This is a genomic window from Streptomyces sp. NBC_01508, assembly GCF_045040315.1.
Lineage (GTDB): Bacteria > Actinomycetota > Actinomycetes > Streptomycetales > Streptomycetaceae > Streptomyces.
In genome coordinates, this window is record NZ_CP109419.1 from 3,091,850 (window position 1) to 3,113,584 (window position 21,735).

The window sequence follows — 21,735 nt, forward strand, 5'->3', positions numbered from 1 at the left end:
CGGGGGAGGGGATGGGCGCCGTCTTCTGTGTCTGCCGCGTCCGCTTCCGCGTCTGCGGCGTCCGCCGCTGTCTCCGCGCGGGCTACGGAACCGTGGAGTGGACCACGTCCTCCAGGAACGGGATCTCCAGCCACGGCTTCGGCTGCGTCATCAGCGACAGCAGCACGATCGCGATGCCGAACAGGCCGTACGTCACCATGTCGGTGAAGCGCGACCGTACGGCGAGCATGCCGACCGACGGCAGGATCCGCCGCAGGATCGCCCCGGTGATCAACGCCACACCGACCAGGATCGTGCCGATGCGGAACGACTGGTCGAACGGCGCGAGCCCGACGATCAGCAGCCCGAGCCCGATCGCGCCCAGCACGGTGAGCAGCGGCCACTGACGAGCGGGGGCGGGGGCGTCGCCGGGGGCGGCACGGCCGCCGCCCTCGGGGCGCGCGGTGTCCCGCGTGACGGTCGGAAAGCGCCGCGAGGTGCTGGGGTCCGCAGCGGCCTCGCCCTCTCCGTCCGCCCCGTCCCCATGTTGGGCACCCTCCACGGACACGCCGGCCGGATCGGCCGGATCGGCCGGGGCGCCCTCGGCTCCGCCGGGCTCGGCACCCGCACTCGTACCAGCACCCATGGGTGCCCCTTTCACGTTCCGCTCCCGCTTCCGCTTCCGGCGCGCTCCGCCGCCTCGACGACGTTGACCAGCAACTGCGCGCGGGTCATCGGGCCCACTCCGCCGGGGTTCGGGGAGATCCACCCTGCCACCTCGGCGACGCCCGGATGGACGTCGCCCGCGATCTTGCCGTTCTCGTCGCGGCTGACGCCGACGTCGAGGACGGCCGCGCCCGGCTTGACGTCCTCCGCCTTGATGATGTGACGCACCCCGGCCGCCGACACGATGATGTCGGCCTGCCGCAGATGCGTGGAGAGATCACGGGTGCCGGTGTGGCACTGCGTCACGGTCGCGTTCTCGGACTTACGGGTGAGCAGCAGCGGAATCGAGCGGCCCACGGTGATACCGCGCCCGACGACCACGACATGCGCGCCCTTGATCTCGACACCGTGCGCGCGCAGCAGCTGGATGATGCCGTACGGGGTGCACGGCAGCGGCCCCGTCTCGTTCAGCACCAGCCGGCCGAGGCTCATCGGGTGCAGCCCGTCGGCGTCCTTCTCGGGGTCCATCAGCTCCAGGACACGGTTGGTGTCGATGCCCTTGGGGAGCGGGAGTTGGACGATGTAGCCCGTGCAGTCGGGGTTCGCGTTGAGTTCGCGTACGACTGCCTCGATCTCCTCCTGGGAGGCGGTGTCGGGCAGCTCACACTGGATCGAGGCGATACCGACCTCGGCACAGTCGCGGTGCTTGCCGTTGACGTACCAACGGCTGCCCGGGTCGTCCCCGACGAGCAGGGTCCCGAGACCGGGGGTGATGCCTCGCGTCCTGAGGGCCGCCACGCGGCCGGTCAGGTCGGACTTGATCGCGGCTGCGGTGGCCTTGCCATCGAGAATTTGGGCGGTCATGCGTCCATCTTCGCGGATGACCCCGCCGCTGTTCCAATCCAAGGTCACGTACGACATCGGCGCGGAGCCCTGCGCGACGTCGGGGGCCAAGATCAACGACGCGCTCCCAGGTTGCACTTGCACAACACCTCGGAAATCCGACTGGACAAAAAGTCCGTTCGAACCGCACGATGAGCGGCGCAGCAAGCGGTCGGTGTTGGGGGGCAAACCGCTCGGTTTTGTGACGTACCTCCCTCGGATCCGCGATGTCCCCGCGTCACCAACGGAGGAATCCCGCCATGAGCTTTGGCGACCCGAACAACCCCTACGGACAGCAGGGCCAGCAGCCCCAGGGCCAGCCGGGCTACGGCTACCCGCAGCAGGGCCAGCCCCAGCAGCCGCCGCCGGCCAACTACGGCTACCCGCAGGCTCCCCCGGTCCAGCCCGGGTACGGCTACCCCAGTGGTCCGACGGGTGTCCCGCAGTCCATGCCGGGACTGATGACGGCGGCCCGCGTCCTCATGTACATCATGGCCGGGTTCCAGATCATCGGCGGCATCATCTTCGCCATCGCCCTCGCCGCCGTCTCGGACGTGGCCGACTCCGACTCCGGTGACGCCCTCGCCGGTATCGGGTTCATCGGGGTCGTCCTGCTGCTGGTCATCGCCGGTGTGACCATCTTCCTCGCGGTGAAGTTCTCCAGCGGCGGCACGGCGATCCGTGTCTGCACGATCGTCTACGCGTCACTGATCATTCTGGGCTCGCTCGCCAACTTCACGTCCGGTCAGGCGACCGGCGCGGTCGGCGGCATCATCAGCCTCGCCATCGGCGGAATCATCCTCGCCTCGATGGTGAACGCGCAGGCGTCGGCATGGTTCAACCGCCCGCGTTACTGACCCGCACCGCGCTCGCGCCACGCGCGAGTGACCGCGCTCATGCCAGAAGGCCGTAACTCCCTTCGTGTCGACGGGGTTTACGGCCTTCTGGCGTTTGTCGGCGACACGCGGTGGCGGATGGTCGCCAAGGCCATGACGCTGACCCCCGGGGCTTTCTATCCTGAAAGGGAATCCATCGGGGGAAGGATCACTATGAGCATCACATACGGCAGCGGCGGCCACGGCGCTACCGGAAACGGCAACCGCAACGGCAACCGCAACGGCAACGGCAACGGCAACGGCAACGGCAACGGCGCGATGTACAGCGTCATCGTCGTGCCGGACGACGCCTCGGGTCCGGACGAGCAGATGAGACTCGCTCCCGGCGAGACACTGGGGTTCGGCCGCGGCACCCTCGCGGACTCCCCCGGCCGCCCGGCCGAGTTCCTGACCATCCTTCATCCCGGCGTGTCCCGCACGGCGGGCGAGATCACCGCCGCCGGCTCCTACTGGACGCTGAGCAATCTCAGCCGTACGTCCACGTATGTCGTGGAGAATCCGGAAGGCGCCGGGGAGCACATCAAGATCGCGCCGGGCCGGATAGAGGCGCCCATCCCGTTCGAGTTCTCCAGAATCGTCCTGCCCGCCGCCGACGCCCTGTTGAGCTTCGACATCTGGGCGCCGCGCCACGACTACGCCGACGAGCCCACCGGTCACCACGGCGGCGAGCCGACCACGCACGCGTTCCCGCTCGACCGCACCAAGCGCTACTTCCTCGTGCTCGCCGCGCTCTGCGAGGCGCGGCTGCGCGGCGCGCCGCACGCCCCGCCGCCCACGGCCGGCCAGGTCGTTGACCGGCTGCGCCCTGTCTGGCCGACGGCGAGCCGCACGGCCGTTCAGTGGAACATCGACTACCTGGCGGTCAAGTTCCGGCTGAAGCAGCCCCCGGAGTCGGCGGCCTGCGGTCCCCGGCTGAACGGCAAGAAGGAGTCGCTGGTCTCGCTCGCGCTCCGGTTCGATCTCGTACGGGAGGCGGAGCTGACCGTGCTGGAGGTGGGGGCGGCGGCGCGGACCGCCGCCGGGGCGAGACCGTCGGCGGTGGCGACATGAGGCGGGAGCCGTTGGCCGTCCGCGTCCCGTACGGCTTCCGTGTCGGCGCCTGGGAGGTGCGTGAACCGATCGGGTCGGGAGCCTTCGGCAGTGTGTACGCGGCCAGCCGCACGACGGACACCACGGACACCACCGACTCCACGAACACGACGGACGACACCCTCCCCGCCCACGCGGCGCTCAAGTTCCTGCCCACCGGCACCCGCACACCGCGCCAGTTACGCCACCTCCAGGACCTCACCCACCGCGAGCTGGAGACGTACCGCAAGCTGAAGCGCCCACGGCTGATCCGGATGTACGAGGCGCTGACGGTCTCGGCCCCCGGATCGTCCGAATCAGCCGAACTCGACGGCGCCACCGTGCTCGTCCTGGAGCGGGCCGAGGGCTCCCTCGACACCCTGCTCGCCCGCAGCCCGCGCCTCGCCGCCGGACCCACGCTCCTCACCCAGATCTGCGAGGGACTGCACCAGCTCCACCACGCGGGATGGGTCCACGGCGACATCAAACCGGGCAACGTCCTGCTGATGGCCGACGGCACCGTCCGCCTCGGCGACTTCAATCTCGCGGCGGAGCTGGAGGGCACGCACGCCTACTCCCCCCTCTTCGCCACCTCCGACTACACACCGCCCGAGCTGCTGTGGTCGGAGATCAGCGAGCGCGGCAGGCAGACCCGCCCCAGCACGGACATCTGGGCATTCGGCGTCCTCGCCCATCTCGTCCTGACGGGCACCATGCCGCTGCCGGGTGCCACCCGTGCCGCGCGTCAGGAGACACTGCTGCGCTATGCGCGCGGCGATGAGGAGTTACGGCTCTCGCCCGAACTGACCGGCCCCTGGCGGGAGATCGTCACGGACTGTCTGGCGCGCACCCACGAAGGGCGCGCGGCGCACGACGCGGCCTCCCTGCTCCGCCGGGCGGAGCGGGCCACGGGCACCTCCCGCGCACCACGGCTGCCCCGGCTGCGCCCGCGACGCCCCGGACGCCGTCGCAACATCGCGGCGGCGGGCACGATCGGGGCGGCCGTGCTCGCCGCGACGGCCTATCTGGCGACGGCGCGCGAGACGCCCGACAGCCAGGGGTACGAGCGCTGCCCGGCCGGCTCTGTCTGCTTCTTCAACGAGCGCAACGGCAAGGGCGAGCTGTGCAGTTGGAAGGGGGACGACAAGAACTGGCTGACCGGCCGGGAGACTTGCGCGTGGACCCGTGACAGCCCGGTCAGGTCGATCTTCAACAACGACCAGGAGTCGAAGAGGCGGGACGCCGTCGCGTACTACCGGGGCGCCGACTGGGTCCCCACGGGGTTCGACCGCACCCGGCCGACCCGGCGGACAGGGTGTACGTCGGTCAACGCGCAGGGCAATCTGAAGGGCACCTACGCCCCGCTCTCCCACCGCTGGGTCGAGCACTGCTGAGCCACTGAGCAGCTGAGCTGCCGTGCTGCCGTGCTGCTGAGCCGTTGAGCCTCGGTGGCCCACCCTGCTACATCTGAGGTACCTCCTCCGAGCCTCCCGCGGAACGATGAAGTCGTGCCGCCAAGGGGCGGCGCGACGGGGAAGCACCACCGGACCGGTGGTGCGGGAGGAGCAACCATGCGCAAGATCCGTACAGCGGTGGCGGGACTCACGATCGGCGCCGCGCTCGCCTTCACCGGCATGGCCGGGACGGCACAGGCCGGACCCGCGGCCGACCAGGGGGTCCGGGCCACATTCGAGGGCCGCAGCATCAATCTGGCCGCCGGGTGGCAGGGCGCACAGGCGTGCGCGGTGTTCGCTGCGGACGACGTCCGCTGCTACGACACGACGGAAGCCGCCGACCGGGCGACCGGCTACAACCGCGCCACCGACCCGTTGGCGGCGCGTGCCGACGAGCGCGGCGCGCGGGCACTCCCGGCGTGCGCGAACGACTGGGTGTGCCTGTACCAGTTCACGGAAGGTGGGGGCAAGCGCCTGATCTTCAGCGATGAGTACTGGCACAACCTGGACAACTACGGCTTCGACAACAGGACCTCGTCCTGGCGCAACAACCAGTCCCGTGACAGCGCCTCGCTGGCCCGGTACACCGATGGCACGGGGACCCAGGTGTCTCTGTCGGGCAAGTCCTACGCCTCGTCCCTCGGCACCTTCGACAACAAGGCGAGCGCCGTCCACGGCTGACGGACGGCGGCACGTACGGTGGCCGCCCCCGGCGCGACGGGGGCGACGGGGGGCGGCCACCTCAGCACGGAAAACGCCCGCACGACAACGCCGCACGACACATCACGCGACCTCAGTGGAAGAAGTGCCGTGTCCCGGTGAAGTACATCGTCGCGCCCGCCTTCTCGGCCGCCTCGATCGTCAGCTCGTCACGTACCGAACCACCCGGCTGCACCACGGCCTTGACACCCGCGGCCAGCAGGATCTCCAGGCCGTCGGGGAACGGGAAGAACGCGTCCGAGGCCGCGTACGCCCCACGGGCCCGCTCCTCTCCCGCGCGTTCCACGGCGAGCTTCGCCGAGTCCACTCGGTTCACCTGCCCCATGCCGACGCCGACGCTCGCACCGTTCTTGGCGAGCAGGATCGCGTTGGACTTGACCGCGCGGGACGCCTTCCACGCGAAGGCCAGTTCGCGCAGCTCGGCGTCCGACAGGGCGTCGCCGGTCGCGAGCGTCCAGGTCGACGGGTCGTCGCCGGCGGCCTGGAGGCGGTCGGCGACCTGGAGCAGCGCGCCGCCGTCGATGGGCTTCACCTCGACGGGGGCCGAGGGGCCGCCCTCGCAGCGCAGCACCCGGATGTTCTTCTTGCGGGACAGCACCTCGACGGCGCCGTCCTCGTAGCCGGGCGCGACGATGACCTCGGTGAAGATCTCGGCCACCTGCTCGGCCATCGCGACGGAGACCGGCCGGTTGACGGCGATCACCCCGCCGAACGCCGACAGCGGGTCGCACGCGTGGGCCTTGCGGTGCGCCTCGGCGACGTCGCCGGCGATCGCGATGCCGCACGGGTTGGCGTGCTTGATGATCGCCACGCAGGGCTCGGTGTGGTCGTACGCGGCACGGCGCGCGGCGTCGGTGTCCGTGTAGTTGTTGTAGCTCATCTCCTTGCCGTGCAGCTGCTCCGCCTCGGCGAGACCCCCGCCACCGGCGCCGCCGACGTAGAGCGCGGCGGGCTGGTGCGGGTTCTCGCCGTAGCGCAGGACGTTCTTGCGCTCGTACGTCGCGCCCATGAAGTCTGGGAGCCCGGAGTCATCGGCGGCGGCGTAGTCGGCCGCGAACCAGGAGGCCACGGCCACGTCGTACGCGGCGGTGTGCTGGAACGCCTCGGCGGCGAGCCGCTTGCGCGTCGTCAGGTCGAACCCGCCGTCCTGTACGGCCGCGAGGACGTCCCCGTACCGCGCGGGGCTGGTCACGATGGCGACGGACGGGTGGTTCTTGGCGGCGGCGCGGACCATGGACGGGCCGCCGATGTCGATCTGCTCGACGCACTCGTCGGGAGTGGCCCCGGACTCGACGGTCTCGCGGAAGGGATAGAGATTCGAGACGACCAACTCGAAGGGCTCGATGTCCAGTTCGGCGAGCTGCTCGCGGTGCGCGGCCAGCCGCTGGTCGGCGAGGATGCCGGCGTGGACGCGCGGGTGCAGCGTCTTGACGCGGCCGTCGAGGGTCTCCGGGAAGCCGGTCAGCTCCTCGACCTTGGTGACGGGTACACCGGCGGCGGCGATCCTCGCGGCGGTGGAACCGGTCGAGACGAGCGTGACGCCGGCCGCGTGCAGTCCACGGGCCAGCTCCTCCAGGCCGGTCTTGTCGTAGACGCTGACCAGCGCGCGGCGGATGGGCCGCTTCGTACCTCCGGCGACCTCTTCGACGACCTCTTCGGCGGTCTGTCCGGCGGTCTGTCCGGCGGTCTCTTCGACGCTCACTGGATTGTTACCTTTCGTCCCTCAATGCGGTAGCCGTGCCGGGCGAGACGCCCCACGACATCGACGAGCAGCCGTCGCTCGACGTCCTTGATGCGCTCATGGAGAGCGGCGCCACCGTCCGCGTGGTCCTCGTCCCGCACCTCGACCACGCCTTGCGCGATGACCGGGCCGGTGTCGACGCCGTCGTCGACGAAGTGGACGGTGCAACCGGTGACCTTCGCCCCGTACGCGAGCGCGTCACGCACCCCGTGGGCACCGGGAAAACTGGGCAGCAGGGCGGGGTGGGTATTGATGAACCGGCCGCCGAAGCGCGCCAGGAACCGCTTCCCGACGATCTTCATGAAGCCGGCCGAGACGACGAGATCGGGCTCGTACGCGGCGGTGGCCTCGGTGAGCGCGGCATCCCACTCGTCGCGCGTCGCGTGGTCCTTGAGCCGGCAGACGAACGTCGGCACCCCGGCGCGCTCGGCCCGTTCCAGACCGGCGATGGCCGCCCGGTCGGCGCCGACGGCGACAACGCGGGCTCCGTACGCCCGTGGATCGTGCGCGATGGCGTCGAGCAGGGCTTGGAGGTTCGTACCGGAACCGGAGACGAGGACCACGAGCCGGGCCGGAGAGCCGAATTCGACCGGGGAGCCGGGTTCCGGCGGGGTTACCGGGTCGTCGGGGGCGGGCGGGGACGGCGGGGAGGCCACGGCGGAACGCCTTTCTGGAAGCGAGCACAGCCTCGCGGGTCGTGCGGGTCATGCGGGTTTGTGTGGTCGTACGAACGAATCGTGCCTGCCGTATCGGGGAACTCTACGAAGGAGCCGACCGTCAGCAACGATACCGGCACACCGAACGGCCCCCGGGGGACGGGGGCGCGGCCGGGAGGTAGCGTCTGGGGACACGGACCTGTCTCCCGGATGGGCCATACGACACAAGACCCCTTGCGCCAAGGGTCTGAGGGGAAGACGTTCACCAGATGCCGGACCGACGACACCGCACGGCACTCAATGTCCCGCAGCCCACAGGGCCGGTGCTTCTGCTGCGGGAACGCCAGTCCTCGTCCGCCGGATCCTCCGGGCCTGAGGGTTCTTCGGGGCCGGACGGAACTTCGGGGGCGGGGAGCTCTTCCGGGTCCTCGGGATCCACCGGACCGTCCGGATCGTCCGGATCGTCCGGCAGTTCGGGGGCCGACGGGTCCTCCGGGTCCGGGTCCTCCGGGTCCTCCGGGTCCTCGGAAGACAACCCGTTCGCGCCGCCGCCGGAGGACAGGCCCGATCAGCCGTGGCAGCCGCGCCAGCCCCAGAACGGTGGCGGTACGCCGGACGACCAGTCGTCGGGCGGTGACCGTTCGTCCTGGGGCAGCCAGTGGAGCAGCCGTCAGCCGGGCCGTTCGTCGGGCGGTTTCGGTGGCAGGCCCGGTGGCCAGAACGGACCGGGTGGCGGGCAGAACGGCCCCGGCGGCCAGGACGGTCCGGACGGCCGGCCCGGCAAGGGCGGCCTGCGCTGGGACCCGACCGACCCCTTCCAGCGCCGCGCCCGGTACGCACTGCTCGGCGGCATGTGGGCCTTCTTCTTCGCCCTGTTCGACTTCCCGGAGATCGCTCTGCTCCTCGGGGCGCTCGCGCTCTACTGGGGCATCAGTTCGCTGCGGGCCAAGGCGCCGGTGCCGCGTCCGTCGGTCGACGGCACGGCGGCGCGCGGCTCGGCGGCGCGCGCTTCGGACGTGGGTACGACGACCTCCGGTTCCGGCTCGGACTCCGGTACGGCGTCTCCCGCGCCGGCCACCACCGGCACACCACCGGCACCGGCACCGGGCACGACGTCGCACAAGCCGCAGACGACCGTCGCGGTGAGCGGGATCGTGGCGGCGTCCATCGCGCTGCTGGTCGTGGCGGCGACGTTCTCCGTGCAGCTGGTCTACCGCGACTACTACACCTGCGTGAACGACGCGCTGACCAAGACGGGCCAACTGGCCTGCAACGACAAGCTTCCCGACTCGCTGGTCCCGATCTTCGGCGTCCAGAAGTAACCGAGCGGCACGCGGCACACACGGCGGCGGCCCCGCCCTTCCCGGTTTCGGGAGGGGCGGGGCCGCCGCTCGTTCGAGTGGTGTCGGTCGAGTGGTGTCGGTCAGTCGGCCGCTTTCGGTCCCGGCTCGGGCTTCGGGTCGGGCTTCGGGTCGGGCTTCGGGTCGGTTCCAGGTGCGGACGGGCCGGGGCTCGGCGGGAAGTCGGCCATCAGTCCGCCGGACGCCTGCTTGATCGCCGCCCAGCGCGCCTCCTGCGCGTCCCGGTCGTGCCACGCGTCCATCGGCAGGAAGTCGTACGGCTCGTGCGTCTGGTGGGCGCCGTCCAGTGTGGGCGGACCGTCCCCGCCGCCCCCGTTCTCGTGCTCCACCGGCCCCGGCCCGTCGTCCGCGGCCTTCTCGGGCGGCACCCCTGCCCGCCGCCACGGCACCCGTCGCCACCAGGCGGCCTTCGCCGCGGTCGCGTCCACCGGGGCGTCCGGCGAAACGTCCGGCGGAACATCCACCGAGCCCGCGCTCTCACCCGTCGCGTCCATCTCTCCCACCTCTCCCACCTCTCCCACTTCCGACTCGTTCGACTTTTCCGGCTTATCCGCCACGTCCACCACGTCCGTCCCGCGCCGCACCCGCACCCGCCAGGCCCGTACCGCCAGCGCCGCCGGTACCCCGATGCCCACCGTCCAGGCCAGCGCGGCGACCCCGGTCAGCCACCACACCGGTCCGAACTCCACCAGCCGCCCCGTCCCCATCGGCCCGCCCGCGACCGCGGCCGGCGCCGCGATCAGCACCGCGCACCCGACCCCGGCGACCGCCGCCGCGAGCGCGGTGTCGCGTGCGCTCCACGCCTCGTCCCGTTCGGCGTAGGGCGGCGCGGCGACTCGTACCGTGAACCAGGCGATCACCACCCCGGCCAGCACGGGCACGATCCCCGCCGCCCACGTCACGGCCGTGCCGGGCCCCTCGGCGGGCACGGCCGCCAGCAGCGGGAAGGGCGGCAGCGCGGGGCTGCCCGTCACGGCGAGCGGGGTGACCGTCGCCGACGTACCGAGCGCGAAGCCGGGGCCGAGGGCGTACGAGGCGCCCCACACCGCCGCGTTCGGGACCAGGGCGAGGGTCAGCAGCAGTACGGCGATCCGTCCGGACCAGGCCGCCGCCAGTTGCGGAAACGACGCCTGCGCGGCATCCGCGTGCCACGCGAGCGAGCACGCGACCAGCAGCGCGCCACCGCCCAGCAGCACGGCCGCCCCGGCGGTCGCCGACCGCATCACGACGACGGCCCGGCGCCGCATCCCGGCAGCCCCCACCGCCGCTGCCGCCGCTGCCGCCCCTGCCACGCCCGACGTGTCCGACGTGTCCGACGCCTTGCGGCCGGGCAGCCGGTCGAGCAGCGGACCGAGCGGCCGGCCGCTCGCCACCCACACCCCGGCGGCGGCCGACAGCACCGGCAGGACGGGCAGCTTGAGCGCCGTACCGAGGGTGTCCGTGGAGAGCGGCCCGCCCCGCGCGTAGACCACGACGGCGATACCGACCAGCACATATCCACCCGCGACCGTGCACATCGCGCCGAGCGCCGTGAGCTGCGGCCGGCCCTCGTCCGGCTCCAGCGCGTCGCGCGCCGACCGGTAGACCAGCCACACCGGCAGCGCCACGAACAGCAGGGGGACGACTCCGACGGGCGCGGGCACCCCGGAGAGCGTGTCGGGCCGCACCAGCTCCGCGCCGTGCGCCAGCAGCCACAGCGCCGCCGCGATGTGCAGCGCTCCGCCGGCGCCGCTGTCGGGGTACGGCGAGCTGATCCAGGCCGCGATGACCAGAACGGCGAGGGCTCCGAGCCCGAGGCCGGCCGCGAGCCCTCCCCGGAGGAACGCGGCGGTCAGCGCGGCGGCCCGGCCCCGTTCGGCGGCCGAGGCCGAGGACAACGTGGTGCTGCGCTCGCTCACTTGGGTCACGGCGTCATGCTCCCAACGACACGCGCTTAAAGCGCGTAACAGGCGGATAGCCGTTGTGTCGCTCAATATACGTTTATGTACTTTTTCGGCCAGTACAGTGCTGCGGGGAGTTCTTCATGACGCAGAGCACCACTCGTACCTCCTCGGTGCCCCCGCTTCCCTCCCCCAAGGAGCGGCGCAGGCTGCGCGAGGCCAAGGAACTGACCGAGCGGCAGGTCGCGACCGCAGTGGGGGTCACCCGGGCGACGGTCAGATCGTGGGAGACCGGGCGTACGACGCCCCAGGGGCGCAAGCGCGAGGCGTACGCGCGGCTGCTGGCGGCGTACGCGGCGGAGCTCGACGAGAAGAAGCGTTCGAAGCGCAAGAGGCGGTCGAAGGACTCGGGGAGCTCCCCGGCGCAGGAGCCGGCGCGCCAGCCGGCAGCGGCCTCCACGACGGCACCGGAGACCACTGCGCAGGCGCAGACCCCGGCCGCCGACACCCCTCCTACAGACGAGCCGTCACCCGCGCCCGCGCCGTCACCTCCGCCGACCGCGCCCCCGTCGTCGCCCGCGCCGACCTCGCCCTCGCCCTCACGCAAGAAGCCGCTCAACCGCCGCCCCGTCCGTGCGGTCGAGGCCGACGGCCGCTCCCGGCAGAACGCCCAGCGCCGCAAGGAGAAGGCCGAGGCCCTGGCCGGGGCAGCCGCCGCCGAGGCCGCCGGTCTCACGCCCGCCCAGGCCTTCGACGAGCTGTACGCGTACGCCGCCCCCGCCCTCGTACGCCAGACGTATCTGCTCACGGGGCGCCGCACGCTCGCCCAGGAGTCCGTCGAGCGCGCCTTCCATCTGGCCTGGCACCGGTGGCCCGAGGTCGCCGTCGACCGTGACCCCGCGGGCTGGGTGCGGGTGGCGGCGTACGACTACGCGACATCGCCCTGGCACCGGTTCCGCCGCGCCCACCGGCACCCGGACCCGGCCACCGGCGAACGCGAGGGACGCGCGCTGCGCGGGGCGCTGCTCGACCTGCCGGCGATGTACCGGCGCACGCTGCTGCTCTACGACGGGCTGGGGCTCGACCTGCCCGAGACGGCCGCCGAGACCGAGGCCACCACACCGGCCGCCGCTAACCGGCTGCTGCACGCGCGTGAGGCGGTCGCCGAGCGACTGCCCGAGCTGGGGGAGCCGGCGGTCCTGCACGAGCGGCTGCGCGAACTGGCGGCGACGGTGTCGGCGCCGGCCGTGGCGACCGCGTCCGCCGTACGGCTGGGGAGCGAGCGCCGCGCCACGTTCTGGACGCGGGTCGCGATCGCCGTCACCGTGCTGATCGTGGGGGCGACGGCCTTCACGGCCGTCACGGCGCCGACGCGGTACGAACCGATGCCCGCGCCCGGCCAGCGGGTCGGCGGCGTCCCGGTGCCGATGGGGCCGCAGAAGCTCAGCGAACAGGATCTGAAGCTGCGCGCCAAGCTCCGCGCCGTGCCCATGAACGGGCCGGAGCGGCTGCTGCCCCGGATCCCCTGACGCGCGAACCCTGTCGCGCACGCGGAACGAGCACGCGCAACGAGCACGCGCGTGGGCCCGCACCACCTGAAAGGTGCGGGCCCACGCGCGTTGTGCAGCGGTACAACTGCCGTACTCCGCAAGACCGTACCGGAACCGACCGCCAAGAGTCAGTCCGTGTCAGCCCGCGAGAATGGCTCGGGCGAGACCGGCCGTCTCGGTCGGCGTCTTGCCGACCTTGACGCCCGCGGCCTCAAGGGCCTCCTTCTTGGCCGCCGCGGTGCCCGACGAGCCGGAGACGATGGCGCCGGCGTGGCCCATCGTCTTGCCCTCGGGCGCCGTGAAGCCCGCGACGTAGCCGACGACCGGCTTGGTCACGTGCTTGGCGATGAAGTCGGCCGCGCGCTCCTCGGCGTCGCCGCCGATCTCGCCGATCATCACAATGAGGTCGGTGTCGGGGTCGGCCTCGAACGCCTTGAGGGCGTCGATGTGCGTCGTGCCGATCACCGGGTCGCCGCCGATGCCGATGGCGGACGAGAAGCCGATGTCCCGCAGCTCGTACATCATCTGGTAGGTCAGCGTGCCGGACTTGGACACCAGACCGATGCGGCCGGGCTTGGTGATGTCGCCCGGGATGATGCCGGCGTTGGACTGGCCGGGCGTGATGAGACCGGGGCAGTTCGGGCCGATGATCCGGGTCTTGTTGCCCTTGCTCGACGCGTACGCCCAGAAGGCGGCCGAGTCGTGCACCGCGATGCCCTCGGTGATCACGACGGCGAGCGGGATCTCGGCGTCGATGGCCTCGACGACCGCGGCCTTGGCGTGGGCCGGCGGCACGAAGAGGACCGACACGTCGGCGCCGGTCTTCTCGATCGCTTCCTTGACGGAGCCGAAGACCGGGACGTCCGTGCCGTCGAAGTCGACGGACGTGCCGGCCTTGCGCGGGTTGACTCCGCCGACGATGTTGGTGCCGTCAGCGAGCATGAGCTTGGTGTGCTTCATGCCGGTGGCACCGGTCATCCCCTGGACGATGACCTTGCTTTCCTTGGTCAGGAAAATAGCCATGGTGTTGGTGACCTTTACCTTTACTTCGCAGCCGCGAGCTCGGCGGCCTTGTCGGCCGCGCCGTCCATGGTGTCCACGCGCTGTACGAGCGGGTGGTTGGCGTCCGAGAGGATCTTGCGACCCAGCTCCGCGTTGTTTCCGTCGAGGCGCACGACCAGGGGCTTGCTGACGGTCTCGCCCTTGGACTTGAGCAGCTCCAGGGCCTGCACGATGCCGTTGGCGACCTCGTCGCAGGCGGTGATGCCGCCGAAGACGTTGACGAAGACGGACCTGACGTCCGGGTCGCCGAGGATGATCTCCAGGCCGTTCGCCATGACCTCGGCCGACGCGCCGCCGCCGATGTCGAGGAAGTTGGCGGGCTTCACGCCGCCGTGGGCCTCGCCCGCGTACGCGACGACGTCGAGGGTGCTCATGACGAGCCCCGCGCCGTTGCCGATGATGCCGACCTCGCCGTCGAGCTTGACGTAGTTGAGGTTCTTGGCCTTGGCGGCGGCTTCGAGGGGGTTGGCCGCCGCCTTGTCCTCAAGGGCCGCGTGGTCGGGCTGGCGGAAGTCGGCGTTCTCGTCGAGCGAGACCTTGCCGTCCAGCGCGATGATCTTGCCGTCACCGGACTTGATCAGCGGGTTGACCTCGACGAGCAGGGCGTCTTCCTTGATGAAGACGGTCCACAGCTGCTGGAGGACGTCGGCGACCTGGTCGGCGATCTCGGCCGGGAACTTCGCGGCGGCGACGATCTCGGCGGCCTTCTGAGGGGTGCAGCCCTCGTTGGCGTCGACCGGGATCTTGGCGAGCGCTTCGGGGTTCTCCTCGGCGACGACCTCGATCTCCACGCCGCCTTCGACGGAGGCCATGGCCAGGAAGGTGCGGTTGGTGCGGTCGAGGAGGAAGGAGACGTAATACTCCTCCGCGATGTCCGCCGTCTGGGCCAGCATCACCTTGTGGACCGTGTGGCCCTTGATGTCCATGCCCAGAATGGCGTCGGCCTTGGCGACCGCGTCGGCCGGGTCGGAGGCCAGCTTCACGCCGCCGGCCTTGCCTCGGCCACCGACCTTGACCTGCGCCTTGACGACAGCCTTGCCGCCGAGACGCTCGGTCACCTCGCGCGCCGCCTCAGGCGTTTCGATGACTTCACCGGCCAGCACCGGTACACCGTGCTTGGCGAAGAGGTCCCTCGCCTGGTACTCGAACAGGTCCACGCGCGTCCGTCCCTTGTCTGTCTTCTGAGATTCGCAGTGATCGCGGTTCGTAATCTGCGTGGGCGTGCCGCGATGGGCAACGTGACTGCACTTGTCACAAGGAAGGCGCAGGCGTCAGTCCCGCGCGGCATGTCCGTCTCGCAGGTTATCCCCGAGGGCCGTGGACCCCTAAATCACAGATCACCCCTGGGCGGTGATACCTGTCACAGGCGCACTCAGGCGGTGTCCGGTATCGGCAGGGGGCGCTTCTCGATCGCCGCCGCCATCACCTCCGGGAACAGGTCGGGGGTGCAGGCGAAGGCCGGGGCGCCGAGTGCGGCGAGGGCCGCCGCGTGGTCACGGTCATAGGCGGGCGCGCCCTCGTCGGACAGCGCGAGCAGCGCCACGAACTGAACGCCGGACGCCTTCATCGCGGCGACCCGCTTCAGCATCTCGTCGCGGATACCGCCCTCGTAGAGGTCGCTGATCAGGACGACGACGGTGTCGGCGGGCCGGGTGATCCGCGACTGGCAGTAGGCGAGCGCGCGGTTGATGTCCGTGCCGCCGCCGAGCTGGGTGCCGAACAGGACGTCGACGGGGTCGTCCAGTTGGTCGGTGAGGTCCACGACCGCGGTGTCGAAGACGACGAGGCGGGTGGAGATGGAGCGCATCGAGGCGAGGACGGCGCCGAAGACGGAGGCGTAGACGACGGACGCCGCCATCGACCCGGACTGGTCGATGCACAGGACTACCTCCTTCTTCACGGACTGCGAGGCGCGGCCGTATCCGATGAGGCGTTCGGGGACGACCGTGCCGTACTCCGGCAGGTAGTTCTTGAGGTTCGCGCGGATCGTGCGGTCCCAGTCGATGTCCCGGTGGCGGGGCCGGCTGATCCGCGCGGAGCGGTCGAGGGCGCCGGTGAGCGTGGCGCGAGTGCGGGTGGCGAGCCGCTTCTCGATGTCGGCGACGACCTTCCGTACGACGGCGCGCGCCGTCTCCTTGGTCGTCTCCGGCATGGCCTTGTTGAGCGAGAGGAGCGTGCCGACGAGATGGACGTCCGCCTCGACGGCCTCCAGCATTTCCGGTTCGAGCAGGAGCGCGGCGAGCCCGAGCCGCTGGATCGCGTCGCGCTGCATGACCTGCACGACGGAGCTGGGGAAGTACGTGCGGATGTCGCCGAGCCAGCGGGCGACCGAGGGGGCGGAGGCGCCGAGCCCGGCGGAGCGGTTGCCGCCGCTCTTCCTGGACGGGCCGGTGGCACCGTCGCCTCCGTACAGAGCGGTCAACGCGCCGTCCATCGCGGCGTCCTGGCCGGTGAGCGCGCGCCCGGTGCCGTCGGCGGAGTCGCCGCCGAGCACCAGCCGCCAGCGCCTCAGCCGCTCGTCGGCCGCGTCGTCCGTCGTGCCGGCCATGGTCATCGGGCCACCCCCGCGAGGTCGTTGTCGCTGGTGTCGTCGTTGGTGTCGTCGTTGGCGTTGGCGTGCTCAGGGCCGGACCGCGGGTCCTGGGGCGCCGGTCCGCCGAGGAGGAGGCGCAGGACCGGGAGGACCGCGTCCGCGCGGGTCTCGTCGAGACCGGCGCCGAAGCCGGGGCTCGCCGCCTCGGTACGGTCGGTCCGCGCGCCGCCGCCCGCCGGTCCGCGCCGGACCAGCTCGCCGAGGGTGCGGCGCACTCCCGGTTCGTACGCGGAGAACGTACGGCGCAGGAGGGGCAGCACGTCCGTGAACGAGCCGTCCGGCACCCCGGTCAGCCAGGCGTCCACGAGGCCGAGCAGCCGTTCGTCGTGGACCAGGAGCATGCCGCCGCCGGACGCTCCCCCGACGAACCCCTCGATCCAGGCCGCCGCGTCGGCCGGCGGGGCGCCGGGCGACAGGGCGAGGCCCATGAGGCGCGCCGCCTCGTCCTCGGGGAGGCGCCCGTCGTCCAGGAGCAGCCGGGCGGACCTGCCCCGGATGAGGCCGGGCACGGTGTCCCGCGCGGCCAGTTTGCGCAGCACGGCTCCCCAGCGCCCGGACAGGTCCCCGGCGGGGCGGCCGGGGGCGTCGGGCAGCAGGCCGATCGCGGTGTGGACGCTGTCGAGGTGGCCTCTCATCTCGGCCGCGCCGTCCGCGTCGAGCGCCGCGCAGGCGGGCGGCAGTCCGACGCAGATCCGCTCGGCGAGCCCGGCGGCGACGTCGCCGAGCGCCACCGTGTCGGTGGACCGTACGTCTCCGTAGCGCAGCGAGCGGGCGAGTGCGGGCAGGGCCTGGGCGAGGTGGGCGACGTCGGCGTCCAGCGCGGCGCGGTCCGCGAGGGCGTTCATCACCACGGGCAGGGCGTCGGTCAGTTCGGCCAGGAGGCACTGTTCGGCCAGGGCCGTGACGTCGGCGAGGGCGGTCGCCTCCAGCGCCGTCGACTCGGCCTTGGCGGTGGCCGCCGAGAGGACGGTGGTGCCCCAGACCCCGGCCTCGGCGACCCGTACGTACAGCTCGGGCTCCCAGCGCAGCCGCCAGCTCTCGCGGAACGTGCCGGTGCCGCCGCGCCCGGCGGCCGGTTCGCCCCAGCCGATGCCGAGCAGCCGCAGCCGGTGCAGCATCCTGCTGCGCCCGGCGTCCGTCTCCTTACGGAGGTCGAGCTCCAATTCGCGCTCCAGCGCTTCCGGCTTCAGCCGCAGCGAGCGCTGGAGGCGGATCAGGTCGCGCTGCAACGGCGCGGCCGGCGCGGCGTCGGGGACCTCGCCGAGGACGTCCCCGACGATGAGCCGGTCCCTGATGAGTGCGAGCGGCACGTCCGATCCGTCGCACATGACGGCACGGATCGCGTCGGTCGTCTCGGTCAGCCCGGCGAGCGGCCTGCCGCGCATGGTGGCCAGGGTCTCGGCGAGCCGGACGGCCTCGATGACATGGGCGGAGGAGATGGGCTGGTCCTCCTCGCGGAGGAGACCGGCGACCTTGGTCAGCCAGCGCTCCACGGGGCGGTCGGGTGCGCCGAAGAGGTGTCCGTACCACCCCGGGGAGTCGATGCCGGCGCCGTATCCGCTGTGTCTGGCCAGCCGTTGATGGGTCCACGGCACCCAGGTCATCTCGGACCTGACTTTGGGCAGTCCTCTGAGGAGGGCGCGGTCGGCGGTGGCCGTGGTCTTCGCGCCGAGTCCGGGCACGTGCCAGGCCCCGCAGACGACGGCGACCCGGTCGTCGCCGAACTCCCTTCGCGCCGCGCGCAGTTGAATGCGCATGTACGCCTCGCGGATCAGGTCGCGGTGGTGCCCGCCGTCCCCGTACGCCTCGCGCAGGGCGGTCATCGCCTCGCCGACGGCGGCGAACGGCGCGAACGGGTCCTCGTCGGCACCGTCGCGGTGCTCCACGACATCTTCCCACCACCGCTCGGCGTCGTCGTAGCCGGCGGCTTCGGCGAGGACGGCGAGCGGGTCGATCCGCAGGGCGGCCCGGGCGGGGGCGTGGGGATCCGCGCCGGGTTCCGTTTCGGGGCCGGTTTCGGAGGCGGTCCCGCCGTCCGCGTTCCTGTCCGCGTCCGTGAAGGCCAGCGAGTGCGTCGCGGGAAGGTCGATGAAGCGGACCGGGACGTCGTGGGCGAGCGCCCAGCGGAGCGCGACCCACTCCGGGGAGAACTCGGCCAGCGGCCAGAACGCCGCGCGCCCCGGATCGTCCACGGCGTGGGCGAGCAGCGCGACGGGCGGGCGCATCTGGGGGTCCCCCGCGAGGGGCACCAACGCGTCGCCCTCGGGCGGGCCTTCGATCAGGACGGCGGACGGCGCCGCCGCGTCGAGCGCCGCCCGTACGGCGCGGGCCGAACCGGGCCCGTGGTGCCGGACGCCGAGCAGCAACGGCCCGCTCCCGCCGGGCCGGGCCGGGGTCGCGCCGGCCCGGCCCGCCGGGGCGGTACCGGCGGACGCGGCCGTGTCCTGGACCGGCGTCGTCATGCGCCGACCTCTCGGCAGGCGCGGTAGAAGTCCTTCCAGCCGTCCCGCTCGCGCACGACCGTCTCCACGTACTCCTGCCAGATCAGCCGGTCGGCGGCCGGGTCGCGGACGACGGCGCCGAGGATGCCGGACGCGACGTCGCCGGGGCGCAGCACGCCGTCGCCGAAGTGCGCGGCGAGCGCGAGGCCGTTGGTGACGACGGAGATCGCCTCCGCCGTGGAGAGCGTCCCGGACGGGGACTTGATCTTCGTACGCCCGTCGGCCGTGACGCCGTCGCGCAATTCGCGGAAGACCGTGACGACCCGGCGGATCTCGGCGATGCCTTCGAGGCCGCCCGGCAGGTCGAGCGAGCGCCCGATCTGGTCGACGCGCCGCGAGACGATGTCGACCTCCGCCTCGGCGGTGGCCGGCAGTGGCAGGACGACGGTGTTGAAGCGGCGGCGCAGCGCGCTCGACAGGTCGTTGATCCCCCGGTCGCGGTCGTTGGCGGTGGCGATCACGTTGAACCCGCGGACGGCCTGGATCTCCTGCCCCAACTCCGGGACCGGCAGGGTCTTCTCGGACAGGATCGTGATGAGCGAGTCCTGCACGTCGGCCGGGATCCGGGTCAGCTCCTCGACCCGGGCGGTCATGCCCTCCGCCATGGCCCGCATGACGGGACTGGACACGAGCGCGTCGCGGCTCGGGCCGTGGGCGAGCAACTGCGCGTAGTTCCACCCGTAGCGGATCGCCTCCTCGGGCGTGCCCGCCGTCCCCTGCACCAGCAGTGTCGAGTCACCGCTGACGGCCGCGGCCAGATGCTCGGACACCCAGGTCTTCGCGGTGCCGGGGACACCGAGGAGCAGCAGCGCGCGGTCGGTGGCCAGTGTGGTGACGGCGACCTCGATGATCCTGCGCGGGCCCACGTACTTCGGCGTGATGACCGTGCCGTCCGGGAGCGTCCCGCCGAGGAGATACGTCGCGACGGCCCAGGGCGACAGCCGCCATCTGACCGGCCGGGGCCGGTCGTCGGCGGCGGCGAGCGCTCTGAGTTCGCCGGCGAAGGCGTCCTCGGCGTGCGGTCGCAGGACCTCGGCGCCGACGGCCTCGCGGACCGTCTCGGCGGTCGTCGCGCTCGTCTCGGGCATGGTCATGGATCCCCCTGAAGATCGTCGACCGGGTGTGGGATCCACCGTGCACCATGCCACTGACAATCGACCGTTTCCGCAGGTCAGAGCCGATTGTCAGTGGGGCGGCCTAACGTCGTGGGCATGGATGAAGCGGGGGTGCGCTGGACGGCGGATCAGGTGCTGGCTCTGGCGCCTGACGACGCGTCACGCAAGGCGGGGGTCCGGCTGAGCGCGGCCGGGCCGTGGTCGGACGCGGGCAGCAGCGGCGAGGGGGCCGTGTGGGGTCTGTGCAAGGGGAGCGGCAAGAAGCCGTATCAGACGGTGATAGATACGAAAGGGCCCGCGTACAAGTGCAGTTGCCCGAGCCGGAAGTTCCCGTGCAAGCACGCGCTGGGGCTGCTGCTGCTGTGGGCGGCCGAGGGGGTGTCGGCCGTCAGGACGGTCGCGGACGTGGGGGACGGCCAGGCGCCCGACTGGGCGGAGGAGTGGCTGGGGGGCCGCCGCAAGCGGAGCGAGGAGCGGAAGGAGAAGGCGAAGGACGAGGCGGCCGGGCCGGCCGATCCGGAGGCGGCCAGGCGCCGGGCGGAGCGCAGGGCGGCCCGGATCACCGGCGGCGCGCGGGAGCTTGAGCAGCGGCTGACGGACCTGCTGCGCGGCGGGCTGGCGGCGGTCGAGCAGTCGGGATACGGGCTGTGGGAGGAGACGGCCGCGCGCATGGTGGACGCGCAGGCGCCCGGACTGGCGGCGCGGGTGCGGGAGTTGGGCTCGATCCCGGGCTCGGGGGCGGGCTGGCCGGTGCGGCTGCTCGAAGAGTCGGCGCTGCTGCATCTGCTGGATCTGGGCTGGCTGGGGATCGACCGGCTGCCCGCGCCGCTGGCGACGACGGTCCGTACGCGGGTCGGGCTCCCCTCCCCCGCCGACGGCCCACCGGTCAAGGACCACTGGCTGGTCCTCGCGCAGTACGACACGTCGGACGGCAAGATCACCACGCGCCGGATCTGGCTGTACGGGCGGGAGTCGGGGCGTACGGCACTGGTGCTCGGTTTCGGCGCGGCGGGCCGTTCGCCGCAACCGGCCCTGCCGGTGGGCCTGGTGATCGAGGCGGAGCTGACGCCGCACGCGGGGGCGGGGCAGCTGCGGGCCGATCTGGGCGAGGAGGTCGGCATCCCCGAGCCTGGCGGGACGCCCCCGCCGGGCGGGACGACCATGGCCGGGGTGGAGGCGTACGGGGCCGCGCTGCGGGAGGATCCGTGGCTGGAGTCGTGGCCGGTGACGCTGACGGACGTCATACCGGTCCCGGACGGGGCGGCCGCCGGGTACGGGAACGGGAACGGGTGGCAACTGGCCGACGCCGCCGGGGAGTCGGCCCTGCCGATCGCACCCGCCTCGCTCGCGCGGCCGGGCCTGTGGAAGCTGGTGGCGCTCTCCGGCGGCGGCCCGGTCACGGTCTTCGGCGAGTGCGGTCATCGCGGCTTCACCCCGCTCGCCGCCTGGTCACCGGGCTCTGCGGAGACGGTCCGCCTGACATGACCGGTCCCTGGTGTCGGGTACGTCCTCAAGCGCCGGACGGGCTTGAAATGCCCACCGGACGGGCTCCTTTGAGCCCGTCCGGCGATTGAGGACAGGCGCGGGCCACAAGCCGCGCAACCTGACCAA

Annotated in this window: 17 protein-coding genes; 7 read left to right on the forward strand and 10 right to left on the reverse strand. The window is 72.2% G+C overall.

Annotated elements, in window-relative coordinates; translation table 11 throughout:
* Positions 1–82: 82 nt before the first annotated feature.
* Both OG700_RS14090 and OG700_RS14095 read right to left on the reverse strand, forming a co-directional pair.
* A complete protein-coding gene (locus OG700_RS14090) occupies positions 83–625 on the reverse strand; it encodes a DUF3017 domain-containing protein (RefSeq protein ID WP_405613398.1) in 543 nt (180 codons plus the stop codon).
* Between the two features lie 11 nt (positions 626–636).
* Positions 637–1,509, reverse strand: coding sequence for a bifunctional methylenetetrahydrofolate dehydrogenase/methenyltetrahydrofolate cyclohydrolase (locus OG700_RS14095; RefSeq protein ID WP_405613400.1), 873 nt, complete (start codon positions 1,507–1,509; stop codon positions 637–639).
* A gap of 278 nt (positions 1,510–1,787) precedes the next feature.
* On the opposite strand from OG700_RS14095, the gene OG700_RS14100 reads away from it, so the two are divergent.
* The 4 genes from OG700_RS14100 to OG700_RS14115 all read left to right on the forward strand — a co-directional run bounded on the left by OG700_RS14100 (position 1,788) and on the right by OG700_RS14115 (position 5,626).
* Positions 1,788–2,384 carry a hypothetical protein gene (locus tag OG700_RS14100; RefSeq protein WP_405613402.1) on the forward strand — a complete coding sequence of 199 codons (597 nt, stop codon included), beginning with the start codon at positions 1,788–1,790 and terminating at the stop codon, positions 2,382–2,384.
* A gap of 297 nt (positions 2,385–2,681) precedes the next feature.
* Complete coding sequence (locus OG700_RS14105; protein WP_405621700.1) at positions 2,682–3,473, forward strand: FHA domain-containing protein; 792 nt, start codon at positions 2,682–2,684, stop codon at positions 3,471–3,473.
* Positions 3,470–4,885, forward strand: coding sequence for a protein kinase domain-containing protein (locus OG700_RS14110; RefSeq protein WP_405613404.1), 1,416 nt, complete (start codon positions 3,470–3,472; stop codon positions 4,883–4,885). Before OG700_RS14105 ends, OG700_RS14110 begins: the two co-directional genes overlap by 4 nt.
* A gap of 177 nt (positions 4,886–5,062) precedes the next feature.
* Positions 5,063–5,626, forward strand: coding sequence for a peptidase inhibitor family I36 protein (locus OG700_RS14115; RefSeq protein WP_405613406.1), 564 nt, complete (start codon positions 5,063–5,065; stop codon positions 5,624–5,626).
* Positions 5,627–5,738: 112 nt separating this feature from the next.
* Here OG700_RS14115 and purH read toward each other — a convergent pair whose 3' ends face one another.
* Together purH and purN are read right to left on the reverse strand one after the other, a co-directional pair.
* Positions 5,739–7,280, reverse strand: coding sequence for a bifunctional phosphoribosylaminoimidazolecarboxamide formyltransferase/IMP cyclohydrolase (purH, locus tag OG700_RS14120; RefSeq protein ID WP_405621702.1), 1,542 nt, complete (start codon positions 7,278–7,280; stop codon positions 5,739–5,741).
* Between the two features lie 83 nt (positions 7,281–7,363).
* The gene (gene purN / locus OG700_RS14125; protein ID WP_405621704.1) at positions 7,364–7,969 is read right to left on the reverse strand and encodes a phosphoribosylglycinamide formyltransferase; all 606 of its coding nucleotides are present in this window, start codon (positions 7,967–7,969) and stop codon (positions 7,364–7,366) included.
* 362 nt (positions 7,970–8,331) lie between these two features.
* Between purN and OG700_RS14130 the strand changes: the two genes are divergently transcribed.
* Positions 8,332–9,384, forward strand: a complete 1,053-nt coding sequence (locus tag OG700_RS14130; RefSeq protein WP_405613408.1) for a hypothetical protein — start codon at positions 8,332–8,334, stop codon at positions 9,382–9,384.
* Between the two features lie 101 nt (positions 9,385–9,485).
* On the opposite strand, the gene OG700_RS14135 is transcribed toward OG700_RS14130, so the two are convergent.
* Entirely contained in the window at positions 9,486–11,330 is a 1,845-nt protein-coding gene (locus OG700_RS14135; protein ID WP_405613409.1) for a DUF6350 family protein, read from the reverse strand.
* Positions 11,331–11,446: 116 nt separating this feature from the next.
* Here OG700_RS14135 and OG700_RS14140 point away from each other — a divergent pair, with 116 nt between their 5' ends.
* On the forward strand, positions 11,447–12,832 hold the full coding sequence (locus OG700_RS14140; protein ID WP_405613411.1) for a helix-turn-helix domain-containing protein: 1,386 nt from the start codon (positions 11,447–11,449) through the stop codon (positions 12,830–12,832).
* Between the two features lie 159 nt (positions 12,833–12,991).
* Here the strand turns inward: OG700_RS14140 and sucD are convergent, their stop codons facing one another.
* The 5 genes from sucD to OG700_RS14165 all read right to left on the reverse strand — a co-directional run bounded on the left by sucD (position 12,992) and on the right by OG700_RS14165 (position 20,103).
* Positions 12,992–13,876, reverse strand: coding sequence for a succinate--CoA ligase subunit alpha (gene sucD, locus OG700_RS14145; RefSeq protein ID WP_405613413.1), 885 nt, complete (start codon positions 13,874–13,876; stop codon positions 12,992–12,994).
* Positions 13,877–13,896: 20 nt separating this feature from the next.
* Complete coding sequence (gene sucC / locus OG700_RS14150) at positions 13,897–15,072, reverse strand: ADP-forming succinate--CoA ligase subunit beta (RefSeq protein WP_405613415.1); 1,176 nt, start codon at positions 15,070–15,072, stop codon at positions 13,897–13,899.
* A 215-nt stretch (positions 15,073–15,287) separates the two neighbouring features.
* Positions 15,288–16,463: a VWA domain-containing protein gene (locus OG700_RS14155; protein ID WP_405613417.1), complete on the reverse strand. Its 1,176-nt coding sequence runs from the start codon at positions 16,461–16,463 to the stop codon at positions 15,288–15,290.
* A 2-nt stretch (positions 16,464–16,465) separates the two neighbouring features.
* On the reverse strand, positions 16,466–18,970 hold the full coding sequence (locus tag OG700_RS14160; RefSeq protein WP_405613419.1) for a DUF5682 family protein: 2,505 nt from the start codon (positions 18,968–18,970) through the stop codon (positions 16,466–16,468).
* Positions 18,967–20,103 (reverse strand): AAA family ATPase, encoded by a 1,137-nt coding sequence (locus OG700_RS14165; protein WP_405613421.1) that lies wholly within the window; start codon positions 20,101–20,103, stop codon positions 18,967–18,969. Before OG700_RS14165 ends, OG700_RS14160 begins: the two co-directional genes overlap by 4 nt.
* A gap of 117 nt (positions 20,104–20,220) precedes the next feature.
* Between OG700_RS14165 and OG700_RS14170 the strand changes: the two genes are divergently transcribed.
* Positions 20,221–21,609 carry an SWIM zinc finger family protein gene (locus tag OG700_RS14170; protein ID WP_405613423.1) on the forward strand — a complete coding sequence of 463 codons (1,389 nt, stop codon included), beginning with the start codon at positions 20,221–20,223 and terminating at the stop codon, positions 21,607–21,609.
* Positions 21,610–21,735 lie beyond the last annotated feature (126 nt).